Below are 12,358 nucleotides of genomic sequence, written 5' to 3' on the forward strand. Positions count from 1 at the left end.
CCCCATGCTGAAGTCCAACAAGTGCGCTCTCGCCCTCGCCACACTGGCAAGCCTCGCGATTTCCTCGACCGCCTTCGCACAGAGTTCCGCCGACACCGCGTCGGGCAAGCGTTTCTCGGTCGTCGGCAGCGCGACCCTTCTGCAGCCCACCAAGCACAGCTCCAATGACGGTCTCGAGGTCGACGGCGGCCCGGCGCCAACCGCTTCGTTCTCCTACAACTTCACGGACAACATCAGCGCCGAGCTGTGGGGCGCGCTCGACAGCTTCGAGCACCGCGTCAGCACTGACGCCGGCAAGCTGGGCACGGTCGAGCAGCTCCCGATCGCGCTGAGCGGCCAGTACCACTTCGGCGACGCCGACAACACCTTCCGTCCGTTCGTTGGAGTCGGCTATCACTATTCCAACTTCAACAATGAAGATCTCAACCCCGGCGGCGAGCACATCAGCCTGTCGACGGCCAAAGGCGCGATCGGCACTGTCGGCGTCGACATGAACATCACCCCGACCTGGTTCGCTCGGGCCGACGCGCGCTACCTGCACAGCAATGCCGACCTGAACCAGGCCGGCGTCCCGATCGGGCAGGAGATCAAGCTCGATCCGTGGACCGTCAGCTTCGGTATCGGCGCGCGCTTCTGATCTCTCTCCCGGAAGTCGTGCACCAGGAAAGGCCCGCTTCGGCGGGCCTTTTTTCTGTGCGGTCGGACCGAGCTCCCGCGTCGCGCCCGCCCGACCGCCCCGGGCATGGGTCGCACATGCATGCGTCGGCAAGGCTCTTCCGATGTGCGAACAGGCAGGTCCGTCGCCACAGTTGGACCAGCGCGTGGTGCTTCAGCGCAGCCAGCGTCCCAGTCGCCACTGCAGCGCGACGGCGTACATGGCGTGATAGCCGATGACGAGCCCGGCCACGGCGAACAGGCCGGCAGGTTCCCCCAGCGGACCCCACGCCGCGAGTGCGGCCTGACCACCGCGCATGCGCTCCCAGGCCTGCCAGATACCGGCGAATACCCGCGCCACCACCAGCAGCGTCAACGCGAGCACCAGCCAGCGGTTGGGCGTGTACCAGACCTGTCCCGGCCGGTGCTCGACGCGCGTGAGCAACCAGCCCAGCCCGCCCAGGGCGAGTCCAGCCAGCACGCCCAGCGCGGCATACGAAAACGCGTGCGGCACGAACAGCTGGGCGATGCCCATGCCGGCGAGGAACAGCACGGCCGAAGCCGGGATCAGCCAGGCGTTGAGCCGGGTCAGCCAGCGCGGCGGGCGTCGGCGCGAGGTGCCGACGCGGTAGCGGTTCCACAAGGCCAGCGGCCACAGCAGCAGTAGCAGCGCGAACACGCCGAGCAGGACGATTGCGAGCAACAGGAGAGGCATAGAGGCGCGGGTGCGGACATCACGAAGGCGCCATGATCCCCGATCCGGCGGCCGGAAACGATGAAAAGCGCCGCTAGGGCGGCGGCGTCTGGTCGAGACGCTTGATCGCGGGGTCCACCGTACCGGCGTCCGACAGCACCTTCTCGCGACGGAACATGTACAGCCCGCTGACCACGATGATCGCGGCGCCCAGCCACGTCATGCCGTCGGGCAGGACCCCCCAGACGGTCAGGTCCAGCAGCACGACCCAGAGCAGCGCGGTGTATTCCAGCGGCGCCACCTGGCTGGCCTCGCCCAGCCGGAACGCATGCGTCAGACCCACCTGACCCAGCGCGCCGGTGACGCCGATCAGGGCCAGCACCCACCAGTGCTCGCGCTGCAGCGGCTGCCAGTCGGGCCATGCCAGCGCGCCGGCGAACACCGCCATCAGCACCAGGAACCAGAACACCAGGGCCTCGGGGCTGTCGCGCTGGGCAAGCTTGCGCACCGTGATCGAGGCGATCGCGTAGCACAGCGCGCCGCCCACTACCGCCAGTCCGGCGAGTGTCGCGACGCCCTCGCCGGTAGGCCGCAGCACGACCAGCACGCCGACCACGCCGAGTGCGATCGCGGTCCAGCGCCGCGGGCCGACCTGCTCGCCGAGCAGCGGGACCGCAAGCGCAGTGACCATCAACGGAGACACGAAGACGATTGCGTACGCTGTCGACAGCGGCATGCGCGCCAGGCCGTAGACGAAGCCGGCGATCATGCCCACGCCGAGCACGCCGCGCAGCAGATGCAGCGGCCAGTGGACGCGCAGCAGGCTGCTGGCGCGGCCACGCAGCAACAGCCAGCCGACGATCAATGGAAGGGTGGCCAGGCTGCGGAACACCGCAACCTGGAACGCGGAGTAATCGTTGGCGATCCACTTCATGCCAGCGTCCATGCCGGCGAATGCGAACACCGCGAACAGCATCCACAGGGCCGCGGCGCGGGCATCTGTCGGGCGGGCGGCGGCGGAACGTGACATTCGACGACTCGGCGGTTTGGCCGCGGCATCCTCGCACGGTCACGCGCCGGGCACCCGGCGCGCGGCCCGGCTCAGTTGGCGAGCGTGGCGGTGTCGATCACGAAGCGGTAACGCACGTCGCCCTTGAGCATGCGCTCGTAGGCCGTGTTGATGTCGGCGATCCCGATGCGCTCGATGTCCGAGACGATCCCGTGCTCGGCACAGAATTCGAGCATCTCCTGGGTTTCGCGGATGCCACCGATCAGCGAACCGGTCAGGCGCCGCCGCTGCATGATCAGCGATCCGGCCGCGACCGGTGCGGGCTGGTCGGGCACGCCGAGCAGGATCATCGTGCCGTCCACCTTCAGCAGCGACAGATAGGCGTTGTAGTCGTGCGGGGCGGAGACGCTGTCGACGATGAAATCGAAGGTCTTGGACAGCGCCTTGAACGTGCCCGGGTCACGGGTCGCAGCGAAATCGTGGGCGCCCAGCTTGAGCGCGTCCTCCCGCTTGGATTCGGAGGTGCTCAGTACGGTCACGCGCGCGCCCATGGCCACGGCGAACTTCACCGCCATGTGGCCCAGGCCACCGAGGCCTACCACCGCGACCGCATCGCCGGGCTTCACCCCGAAGTGACGCAGCGGCGAATAGGTGGTGATGCCTGCGCACAGCAGCGGCGCGGCGGCATCGAGCGGCAGGGCGTCGGGCACCCGCAACACGTAATCCTGGTCGACGGTGATGCGGGTCGAGTAGCCGCCGTAGGTGGGCGCGCTGCCATCGCGCTCCATCGCGTTGTAGGTACTGGTCATGCCCTGCTCGCAGAACTGCTCCTCGCCTGCCTGGCACTGCGGGCACGCTCGGCAGGAATCGACGAAGCAGCCGACACCCACCGCATCGCCGACCTTGAACTTCGTGACGCCCTCGCCAACCTGTGCCACGTGGCCCACGATCTCGTGACCCGGGACCATCGGGAAGATCGAGCCGCCCCATTCGTCGCGGACCTGGTGCAGGTCGGTATGGCAGACGCCACAGAACGCGATGTCGATCAGGACTTCGTTCGCGCGCGGCGCGCGGCGCTGGATCGTGGTGGGCGCAAGCGGCGAGGTGGCATCGGCGGCAGCGTAGGCGGGAGTCTCGAGCATCAGGGGGTCTCGTATGCGGTTCCGGGCCGCACATTCTGCGCCCGACGGTGCATCGGCGGCGTGGCTATACGGAAACCGTGCATACCGCCGGTGCGGTAACCTGCGCGCCTTCGTCCCACCCTGCAGGTGCCCCATGCCCTCCTTCGATATCGTCTCCGAGGTCGATACCCACGAGCTGACCAACGCCGTCGACCAGGCCAATCGCGAACTCACCACGCGATTCGACTTCAAGGGCGTCGAGGCGAAGTTCGAACTCGACGAGTCGACGATCAAGCAGTCTGCGCCGAGCGACTTCCAGGTCCAGCAGATGACCGAGATCCTGCGGGCCCGTCTGGCCGCGCGCAAGATCGATATCAAATGCCTCGAGTTTGGCGAAATCGAGACCAATCTGGCCGGGGCGAGGCAGACGGTCACGGTGAAGCAGGGCATCGAGCGCGAGCTGGCGAAGAAGATCCAGAACACGCTCAAGGACGCCAAGCTGAAGGTCGACAGCCAGATCAACGGCGACAAGCTCCGTGTGAACGGCAAGAAGCGCGACGATCTGCAGGCCGCGATGGCCCTGCTGCGCGGGACCGAGTTCGAACTGCCGCTGCAGTTCGAGAACTTCCGCGACTGAAGCCGGCGGACCCCGACATGCAACGCAGTGACGATCCGATCGCCGACACCCGTCTGTGGCTCGAGCGCGCGGTCATCGGCCTGAACCTGTGCCCCTTCGCCAAGGCGGTCGTGGTCAAGGACCAGGTGCGTTTCGTGCTGAGCGATGCGCCCACGCCCGAAGCCCTGCTCGAAGAGCTGGGCGAGGAACTGCTGCGCCTGCGCGACACGCCGGCGGCCGACATCGACACGACCCTGATCGTGCACCCGCAGGTGCTCGGCGACTTCCTCGACTACAACGATTTCCTCGACGAGGCCGACGGGCTCATCGAGGCATTGGATCTCGACGGCGTACTGCAGGTCGCGAGCTTCCATCCCGCCTACCAGTTCGCGAATACCGCGCCCGACGAGATCGGGAACTACAGCAACCGCGCGCCGTATCCCACGCTGCACCTGCTGCGCGAGGACAGCGTGGCCCGCGCCGTCGACGCCTATCCCGAGCCCCACAGCATCATCGACCGCAACCTGCGTACGCTCGAGCAACTGGGCCACGCGGGGTGGGCGCGGTTGTTCACCGAGGCGAACTGAAAAGCGCCAGGCGTCGTCGCAGCGACGCTTCGGCACCGCCGCGCTCGCTGCCGGCTCAGTGGAGCCGGGTCGGCGGCCCGGCCGGTTCCTGCAGCTCCGGTCCGTTGGGCCGCGCCACGCCCGGCACCGTTGTCGTGCCGTGATCGCGCGCTCCCGATTTCAAGGCCTGCGTCGAGGCGCTTGCCCAGATAGCGAAGGCGCGTCTGCGCCAGACCGGCGAATGCATCGCTGCCGGCGTGGACCCCGCTGACAATGGCACCGGCTACATGGCGCGAAGCGCGCCCCCGGTCGACCGAACGCGGTCCACCCGTGTGCATGCCTGCGCGCATCCAGCGTATGCCCTCCGGCCTCGACGCTTCCCTGCGCGATCGGCCCGACGGCGCAGTCGCGGATACGGGCACTGCCCGTAGCGGCGCAGGAACCCTGACCCTGGTGCCTGCCAGCGCCAGCGCGAAGACACGCCCGTCCGGATCCGCGCCCGGCTCCGGTCCCCGGCCACACTTAATCAACATATAAAAACATGTTGATATGATCCACGCTCGTCCTCTGACGCTCCCCCATGACGCACCACGATCACAGTCACTCCGACCCGCACGGCCACGACCATGGCCATGACCACAGCCATGCACCTTCGGTTTCCGCCGCGAATGAACGCGTGGTGCTCACCGGGTTTGCCCTCACCGCGGGCTTCATGCTGGTCGAGGTGCTCGGGGGCGTGCTGTCCGGCTCGCTGGCGCTGATCGCCGATGCCGGTCACATGCTCACCGACGCGGCAGCCCTGTTGCTGGCCTGGGTGGGGTTCCGGGTCGGACGACGGGCATCGGATGCGCGGCGCACTTTCGGCTTCATGCGCTTCGAGGTGCTGGCGGGGCTGGTCAATGCGGTGACGCTGTTCGCGCTCGTGCTGTGGATCGTGTGGGAGGCGGTGCAGCGTCTGCGCAGTCCGGGTGAGGTGCTGGCCGGGCCGATGCTCGTGGTCGCGGTCGTCGGCCTGCTGGTGAACTGCCTGGTGTTCTGGATCCTGCATCGCGGCGACCAGTCGCACGTCAACATCCGCGGCGCCACCTTGCACGTGCTCGGCGACATGCTGGGCTCGGTCGCAGCCATCGTCGCGGCACTGGTGATCCATTTCACCGGTTGGATGCCGATCGACCCGATCCTGTCGGTGCTGGTGTGCCTGCTGATCCTGCGCAGCGCCTGGGCCTTGCTGCGCAATGCGCTCGACATCCTGATGGAGGCGGTTCCGCCGGACATCGACATTGCCGCGCTGCAGGCCCATGTGCGCAGCGCGGTGCCCGGCGTGGCCGGCGTCGACCACGTGCATGTCTGGTCGATCACCTCGGGCAGGGTGCTGGCGACGCTGGAGCTCACGCTGGCCGAGGACGCGGAGGCGTCGGAGGTGGTGCCGGCGGTCAAGCGCGCACTGGCAGAGCGGTTCGCGATCGGTCATGCCACCGTCGAGGTCGTGCACATGCCGCAAGCGCAGTGTGCGCTCGAGCAGCCGCGCAGCGACGCCGGGCATGGGCATGAGCATGAGCACGATCACGCGGAACCGCATCCCCAGGGCGTGGCGCGCGAACAAGGTCGCGCGGAATGAACGGGCCGGACGACACACGCCTGGCCTTCCTGGCCGAAACCTTCAGGCTGCTCGGGGATCCGACCCGCCTGCGGGTGCTGCTGACCTGTCTCGACGGCCCGGTCGCCGTCGGCGAGATCGCGCGGCGCACCGGTGCCTCGCAGCCGCTGGTCAGCCATCACCTGCGACTGCTGCGAGGTGCGCGCCTCGTGCGCGGGCAGCGCCAGGCGCGGCAGGTGTTCTACGAGGCCGACGACGCCCACGTCCGCGACATGCTCCGGGACATGCTCGACCACGCCGGCGAGCACGACTGATCGCGCGCCCCGCACGTAGCGAGCAGAGGAGCAGAGGAGCTGCGCACGCAGCCGCCGGCGGCCTGCGCGCACAACGCCGGACGACTGCCTATTTCGCGGGCCTGGGAACTGGGTGACTGCCTAGCCAGGGCGCGATCAGGTCACGCGCGGCGTCGAGCGAATCGACGATGCGATGCCCGAGCGCGCACCTCGGCGAGCGGAACCGGCAGATCGGGTACCTGCACCACAGACATGCCGGCCGAGAGCGCGGCACGTACGCCGGCCGGGGAGTCCTCGAGCACCAGGCATTGCGCCGGCGCCACGCCGAGGCGTGCGGCAGCGAGGAGGTAGACATCTGCGGCGGCTTGGGACGGTCCACGTCGCTGCCGGTGCATACGACGTCGAAGTGCCCGAGCAGGCCGGCCGCTTCGGGCTTGCGCTGCGCCAGCGGCGTACGCGTCGAGGTTGCGACCGCACGCGGCATCGCGTGCGCGCGCAGCAGTTCGAGCAGGGCGACGATGCCCGGCCGGTGCGGCACGCCGGCTTCGGCGATCGCGATGTAGCACGCGTGCCCAACACCGCTTCGGCCGCGTCATTCTCCGATCAGCGCGCGGCACATGGCATCGCCGCGGCCGATCAGGCCGAGCCACCAGTCTGGATCGATGTCGAGCCCGTGCGCCGTCTCGGCGCGGCGCAGGCAATCGAGGATGGCGGGCTCCGAACGGGCATCAGGCCATCCATGTCGAAGGTCACCGCCGCCGGCCGCATCGCCAGTGGCGTCACTCAGCCGACCGTTGCGCCCATCAGCACGTCGATGTCGTCCGCGGACAGAATGCGCCACGCACCTTCCGGCAGGTCACCCAGCGCCAGCCCGCCAACCCGGCTGCGATGCAGCGCCACCACGTGGTTGCCGGTGGCGGCGAACATCCGGCGCACCTGGTGGTAGCGGCCTTCGGTGAGCGTCAGGCGCGCATGCGTAGCATCCACCACCTCCAGGGTCGCGGACTTGAGCGGCGTGGTTTCCGACTCGAGCATCAGCGTGCCGCTGGCGAACAGCGCCGTCTCGTCGCCGCGCAAGGGCTCGGCCAGCGTCGCTTCGTAGACTTTCGGCAGCGCCGCCTTGGGCGAGATGATCCGGTGCAGCAGCTGGCCGTCGTCGGTGAACAGCAACAGGCCGCTGGTGTCGCGATCGAGCCGGCCCACGGTCGAGAGCACCGGCGAACGCAGACGGAAACGCGGTGGCAACAGGTCGTAGACCAGGCGTCCGGTGTCCTTGGTCGAGCAGGTATAGCCGGCGGGCTTGTGCAGCAGCAGGGTCAGGCCCTGCGGCGGATCCAACGGTTCGCCATCGACGCGTACATCGTCATGGTCGACCTGATCGTCCGCATACAGCACCTCGCCGGCGGCGTCGGTGACGCGGCCTTCGCGGAACATCCAGGCGACCTGCTTGCGGCTGCCGTAGCCGAGATTGGCGAGCAGTTTGACCAGCTTCATGCACGCTGCCTCGCCGACGCCGCGCGCGCACGTACCGCGTGGATGACCTTGAACGCGCCGCTGGACGCCACCTCGCGCACCTCGCCGAAGCGCGCATCGAGCACGTCCTCGTAAGGCAGATGCCGGTTGGCGACCAGCCACAGCGCGCCACCGGGATTCAGTGCGGACGCGGCGGCGGCAATGAACGCGCGGCCGATGTCCGGCCGGCCTTCGCGGCCATGGGCGTGGAACGGGGGGTTGCTGACGATGAAGTCGTAGCGCTGCGGCAGGCCAGCGGTGACGTCGTGCCAGTGGTAGCCGATGAGCGCTTTCGCGCCGAGCGCGTCGAGGTTGTGGCGCGCGAGTGCCAGCGCGCGACCTTCGGCCTCGAACACATCCAGCGCAGTGATGCCCGCACACCGCTGCAGCAGCTCGGACGACAGGAATCCATAGCCGGCGCCGAGATCGGCGCCGCGGCCGGCCAGCGTGGCCGGCAGGTGCGCGGCCAGCAGCGCGGACGCCGGATCGATGCGATCCCAGGCGAACACGCCCGGCCGGCTGAGGAAGCGGCCGCCCAGCACCTCGCGGGGCCGGTCCAGCGCCGACCAGCTTTCCACCAGCGCAGCGTCGACGGTGTCGCCCGCCTGCGCCCAGAACACCCGGCACTTGTGCTTGGAAAGCGCACCGATGTTGCCGGCGATGCGCGCCAGATCGTCCTGCGCGGATTTCGCGCCCTCGTCGTTGGCGACGCTGGCCATCACCCAGCCCCCCGGCGTCACCGCCTGCAGCGCGCGCGCCAGCACCGCGCGCGATTCGTCACGCTGGCGCGGCGGCAGTACCAGCACCAGCGGCTTGCGCGGCAGCATCGGATCACCGGTCTCGGCCGGCAGCACCTCGAGGCCGCTGCGCTGCAATGCCGCGTGCAGCGGCTGGAAGCTCTGCTCGCATACCAGACCCGGCCAGCGCCCGCCGGTCGTAGGCACGCCAGCGCGGGCGCGCAGGAACAGCGCACCGTCATCTGGCCAGGCGATCTGGCGCTGTTCAAGCGGCAGGAAAAGAGCATCGAGAGCGGGATCGGACATGGACTGCAACGGAGCGGGACAACCGACGATTCTACCGGTCGCCCGCACGGGACCCGGTTCCAACCGTCGCATCCGGTCACAGTTCGCACCGCGTTGGTGCTGAACAACGCGAGATTGATGCGATCCCAACATGCGCCGCCGCAGTATGGACGGGCAGCTTCCCACACCAGAAGGAGACCGCGAATGCCCATCCATGCCCTGTTCGTCGGCGGCACGATCGACAACGGCGAGCTCGATCTCGACGGTAAAGAGCCACCGCAGCGTTATCCACCCGACACCGGCGGTGGGCAGTCGCGCTATCGGCTCCACTCCATCGGCCGCCGTGAGGACGAGATCGTGTATGCCGTCTACGGCGGGCCTGACATCGCACACGATGATGTGCAGCGGGTCAGCGAAGAGCGGGAATACGCGCGGCGGTTCGAGGCCAGCGAAACCATCGTGAGCTGAGTCCGCATGCAATCGCAGCCCCTGCCGCCGCTCTACATGGACAACGACTTCGGCAGCAGTCGTCACGGGGTGGGCGGCAGGCCGGTCGCGTCCGGCGACTGCGGCCTGCCGCTCTTCGTGCACCTGCCAGGTCAAGGAGGAAGTCCCACCGTGGCTGGAGCCGTGGAAGGCGCAGCCCCGCGCGCCTGGCGACTCCGTGATGGAGAGATGAGATGGATTTCGGGTCGCAGGGGCCGGGCGCCGCCGCCCGCGCCAGCCGGGTGAGCGGCGCGCGGGCCGTGGTGGCGGTTGCCGGCATGTACCTTGCCGGCTGCGCCAGCCTGGCCCCGCCCGACTCCACTCCGCCGGCGCCGGTGGCGAACGCCTATCCGGCCGATGCCAGCGGGCCCGTCGGCGCAGACGCCCTGCAGGCGGCGGCACTCGCCTGGCGCGACTATTTCACCGATCCGGAGCTGCGCGGACTGATCGGCTTGGCGCTGCGCAACAACCGCGACCTGCGCATGGCCACACTGCGCGTCGAGGAGGCGCGTGCGGGCTACCGCATCCAGCGCGCGGCCCAGCTGCCGGCGTTCGGCGTTGAAGGCCAGGCCGCGCGTTCGCGCGTGCCCGGCGACCTCAACGCCAGTGGCCGGTCGCTGGTCTCGGGAGACTATGAAGTCGCGCTGGGTCTCGCGGCATGGGAACTGGATTTCTGGGGCCGCGTGCGCAGCCTCAAGACCGCGGCGCTGGAAACCTTCTTCGCCACCGAGGCGGCGCAGCAGGCGGCGACCGTCAATCTGATCGCAGCCGTGGCCGACGGCTATGTCGGCCTGCGCGAACTCGACGAGCGCCTGCGCCTGGCCCGGCGCACCATCGCCTCGCGCGAGGAATCGTTCCGTATCTTCACCCGCCGGGTGGAGGTGGGCGCGACCTCGAAGCTGGAGCTGACCCAGGTCGAGGCCCTGCTCACCCAGGCGCAGGCGCTGGGCGCACAGCTCGAGCGCGAACGCGCCGCGCAGGCCCACGCGCTGGCGCTGCTGGTGGGCGCGCCGGTGGAGCTGGAGGCGCCACCGCCCGGCTCCACGGCGCGCGCCTTGCCGGCCCTGCCCGCGCTGCGTGCGGGACTGCCCTCGGACCTCCTGCTGGACCGTCCCGACATCGTCGCCGCCGAGCACCAGTTGCGCGCAGCCAATGCCGACATCGGCGCGGCGCGCGCCGCCTTCTTCCCGCGCATCGCGCTGACCGGCAGTTTCGGCAGCGCCAGCGCCCAGCTTGGCGGACTGTTCGAATCGGGCAGCCGCACCTGGACCTTCGCGCCGACCATTTCCCTGCCGATCTTCAACGGCGGCCGCATCCGCGCCAACCTCGACCTGGCCTGGGTGCGGCGCGACATGGCCGTGGCCGAATACGAGCGCACCATCCAGGGCGCGTTCCGCGACGTGGCCGATGCGCTGTCGGCGCAGCACTGGCTGTTCGAGCAGGCGCGCATCCTGCAGGCCACCGTGGATGCGCAGACCGAGCGCGCGCGCCTGGCCGGCCTGCGCTACGAGAACGGCGCGGCCGCCTTCCTGGAAGTGCTCGATGCCGAGCGCGACCTGCTCGCCGCGCAGCAGCAACTCGTCCAGACCCAGGGCGCGCTGCTGGCCAGCCGCATCGCGCTGTACGCGGCGCTCGGCGGCGGGCCGCTGGATGCGCGCGCCGCCGATGCCGCCCTCCCCCCCGATCCGCGTCCTGGCCAATCCCCATGAAACTGCCCGACTTTTCCCGGAAGAAATCCATGGTCATCGCGCTGGCGGTGGTGGCCCTGGCCGCGATCGGCTGGTACGCCTGGTCGGTGCTGGCGCCAAAAGGACCGGGGCCGGGCTTCATCAGCGGCAATGGCCGCATCGAGGCTACCGAGATCGACCTGGCCACCAAGCAGCCCGGCCGCATCGAGGAGATCCTGGTGCGCGAGGGCGAGTTCGTGGAAGCCGGCCAGCCGCTGGCGACCATGCAGAGCGACGTGCTGCAGGCGCAGTACAACGAAGCCGAAGCCATGCGCCAGCAGGCCGAGTACGCGGTGGCCGCCGCCGATGCCCAGATCGCCGTGCGCGAGAGCGACGTGGCCGCGGCGCAGGCGCTGGTCGCACAACGCGAAACGGAGCTCGATGCCGCGCAGCGCCGGCTGGCACGCTCGGAGACCCTGACGCGCGAGGGCGCGGCCTCCGAACAGCAGCTCGACGACGACCGCGCACGGGTGCGCGGCGCGCAGGCGGCGTTGGCGGCCACCCGCGCCCAGGTCACCGCGGCGCAAGCCGCAGTCGAGGCGGTGAAGGCGCAGCGCGTCGGCACGCGTTCCACCGTCACCGCCGCCGAGGCCACGGTGGCCCGCGTGCAGGCCGACATCAACGACACCGAGCTCAAGGCGCCACGCGCTGGCCGGGTGCAGCTGCGCGTGGCCGAGCCCGGCGAGGTGCTGGGCGCCGGCGGGCGGGTGCTCAACCTGATCGACCTGTCCGACGTCCACATGACCTTCTTCCTGCCCGAGACCGTCGCCGGCCGGGTCGCGCTCGGCAGCGAGGTGCGCATCGTCCTCGACGCCGCGCCCGAGTTCGTGATCCCGGCGCGGGTCTCGTTCGTGGCCAGCGCGGCGCAGTTCACGCCCAAGACCGTCGAGACCGCCAGCGAGCGGCAGAAGCTCATGTTCCGGGTGCGCGCGAAGATCGCGCCGGAACTGCTCGCGCAGCACCTGGAGCAGGTCAAGACCGGCCTGCCCGGCGTCGCCTGGGTCCGGCTCGACGACAGCCTGCCGTGGCCGCCGGAACTGCAGATCAGGCTGCCGGACTAG

Annotated in this window: 13 protein-coding genes and 1 pseudogene; 8 read left to right on the forward strand and 6 right to left on the reverse strand. The window is 69.6% G+C overall.

The window, feature by feature from the left end; translation table 11 throughout:
- The first annotated feature begins 4 nt into the window (after positions 1–4).
- Complete coding sequence (locus CNR27_RS00520; protein WP_179948203.1) at positions 5–637, forward strand: OmpW/AlkL family protein; 633 nt, start codon at positions 5–7, stop codon at positions 635–637.
- Positions 638–829: 192 nt separating this feature from the next.
- On the opposite strand, the gene CNR27_RS00525 is transcribed toward CNR27_RS00520, so the two are convergent.
- From CNR27_RS00525 to CNR27_RS00535, 3 genes are all read right to left on the reverse strand, one after another.
- Positions 830–1,357, reverse strand: coding sequence for a DUF1453 domain-containing protein (locus tag CNR27_RS00525; protein ID WP_157745161.1), 528 nt, complete (start codon positions 1,355–1,357; stop codon positions 830–832).
- Positions 1,358–1,442: 85 nt separating this feature from the next.
- Positions 1,443–2,378: a DMT family transporter gene (locus tag CNR27_RS00530; RefSeq protein ID WP_096296454.1), complete on the reverse strand. Its 936-nt coding sequence runs from the start codon at positions 2,376–2,378 to the stop codon at positions 1,443–1,445.
- A 71-nt stretch (positions 2,379–2,449) separates the two neighbouring features.
- Positions 2,450–3,499: an NAD(P)-dependent alcohol dehydrogenase gene (locus tag CNR27_RS00535; protein WP_096296455.1), complete on the reverse strand. Its 1,050-nt coding sequence runs from the start codon at positions 3,497–3,499 to the stop codon at positions 2,450–2,452.
- A gap of 133 nt (positions 3,500–3,632) precedes the next feature.
- Here CNR27_RS00535 and CNR27_RS00540 point away from each other — a divergent pair, with 133 nt between their 5' ends.
- From CNR27_RS00540 to CNR27_RS00555, 4 genes are all read left to right on the forward strand, one after another.
- The gene (locus tag CNR27_RS00540) at positions 3,633–4,115 is read left to right on the forward strand and encodes a YajQ family cyclic di-GMP-binding protein (protein WP_096296456.1); all 483 of its coding nucleotides are present in this window, start codon (positions 3,633–3,635) and stop codon (positions 4,113–4,115) included.
- A gap of 17 nt (positions 4,116–4,132) precedes the next feature.
- The gene (locus CNR27_RS00545; protein WP_096296457.1) at positions 4,133–4,681 is read left to right on the forward strand and encodes a DUF1415 domain-containing protein; all 549 of its coding nucleotides are present in this window, start codon (positions 4,133–4,135) and stop codon (positions 4,679–4,681) included.
- A 559-nt stretch (positions 4,682–5,240) separates the two neighbouring features.
- Positions 5,241–6,278, forward strand: a complete 1,038-nt coding sequence (locus CNR27_RS00550) for a cation diffusion facilitator family transporter (protein WP_096296458.1) — start codon at positions 5,241–5,243, stop codon at positions 6,276–6,278.
- Complete coding sequence (locus tag CNR27_RS00555; RefSeq protein ID WP_096296459.1) at positions 6,275–6,571, forward strand: ArsR/SmtB family transcription factor; 297 nt, start codon at positions 6,275–6,277, stop codon at positions 6,569–6,571. The genes CNR27_RS00550 and CNR27_RS00555 overlap by 4 nt, the downstream gene beginning before the upstream one ends.
- 88 nt (positions 6,572–6,659) lie before the next feature.
- Here CNR27_RS00555 and CNR27_RS00560 read toward each other — a convergent pair.
- The 3 genes and pseudogenes from CNR27_RS00560 to CNR27_RS00570 form a co-directional block, all read right to left on the reverse strand.
- Positions 6,660–7,318 (reverse strand): annotated as a pseudogene (locus tag CNR27_RS00560) (HAD family hydrolase).
- Positions 7,319–7,333: 15 nt separating this feature from the next.
- Positions 7,334–8,044 carry a pseudouridine synthase gene (locus CNR27_RS00565; RefSeq protein ID WP_096296460.1) on the reverse strand — a complete coding sequence of 237 codons (711 nt, stop codon included), beginning with the start codon at positions 8,042–8,044 and terminating at the stop codon, positions 7,334–7,336.
- Positions 8,041–9,114, reverse strand: a complete 1,074-nt coding sequence (locus tag CNR27_RS00570) for a class I SAM-dependent methyltransferase (RefSeq protein WP_425435466.1) — start codon at positions 9,112–9,114, stop codon at positions 8,041–8,043. The genes CNR27_RS00565 and CNR27_RS00570 overlap by 4 nt, the downstream gene beginning before the upstream one ends.
- A 180-nt stretch (positions 9,115–9,294) precedes the next feature.
- On the opposite strand from CNR27_RS00570, the gene CNR27_RS00575 reads away from it, so the two are divergent.
- From CNR27_RS00575 to CNR27_RS00585, 3 genes are all read left to right on the forward strand, one after another.
- A complete protein-coding gene (locus tag CNR27_RS00575) occupies positions 9,295–9,552 on the forward strand; it encodes a hypothetical protein (RefSeq protein ID WP_096300113.1) in 258 nt (85 codons plus the stop codon).
- A gap of 212 nt (positions 9,553–9,764) precedes the next feature.
- Entirely contained in the window at positions 9,765–11,279 is a 1,515-nt protein-coding gene (locus CNR27_RS00580) for an efflux transporter outer membrane subunit (RefSeq protein WP_096296462.1), read from the forward strand.
- Entirely contained in the window at positions 11,276–12,358 is a 1,083-nt protein-coding gene (locus CNR27_RS00585) for an HlyD family secretion protein (RefSeq protein ID WP_096296463.1), read from the forward strand. Before CNR27_RS00580 ends, CNR27_RS00585 begins: the two co-directional genes overlap by 4 nt.

Source organism: Luteimonas chenhongjianii (assembly GCF_002327105.1).
Taxonomy (GTDB): Bacteria; Pseudomonadota; Gammaproteobacteria; order Xanthomonadales; family Xanthomonadaceae; genus Luteimonas; species Luteimonas chenhongjianii.

Bases quoted from the DNA above. Each gene is read 5' to 3' on its own strand.
- CNR27_RS00565 (WP_096296460.1), bottom strand. From the start codon at position 8,044: ATGAAGCTGGTCAAACTGCTCGCCAATCTCGGCTACGGCAGCCGCAAG.
- CNR27_RS00530 (WP_096296454.1), bottom strand. From the start codon at position 2,378: ATGTCACGTTCCGCCGCCGCCCGCCCGACAGATGCCCGCGCCGCGGCC.
- CNR27_RS00540 (WP_096296456.1), top strand. From the start codon at position 3,633: ATGCCCTCCTTCGATATCGTCTCCGAGGTCGATACCCACGAGCTGACC.
- CNR27_RS00535 (WP_096296455.1), bottom strand. From the start codon at position 3,499: ATGCTCGAGACTCCCGCCTACGCTGCCGCCGATGCCACCTCGCCGCTT.
- CNR27_RS00580 (WP_096296462.1), top strand. From the start codon at position 9,765: ATGGATTTCGGGTCGCAGGGGCCGGGCGCCGCCGCCCGCGCCAGCCGG.
- CNR27_RS00585 (WP_096296463.1), top strand. From the start codon at position 11,276: ATGAAACTGCCCGACTTTTCCCGGAAGAAATCCATGGTCATCGCGCTG.
- CNR27_RS00555 (WP_096296459.1), top strand. From the start codon at position 6,275: ATGAACGGGCCGGACGACACACGCCTGGCCTTCCTGGCCGAAACCTTC.
- CNR27_RS00520 (WP_179948203.1), top strand. From the start codon at position 5: ATGCTGAAGTCCAACAAGTGCGCTCTCGCCCTCGCCACACTGGCAAGC.
- CNR27_RS00550 (WP_096296458.1), top strand. From the start codon at position 5,241: ATGACGCACCACGATCACAGTCACTCCGACCCGCACGGCCACGACCAT.
- CNR27_RS00545 (WP_096296457.1), top strand. From the start codon at position 4,133: ATGCAACGCAGTGACGATCCGATCGCCGACACCCGTCTGTGGCTCGAG.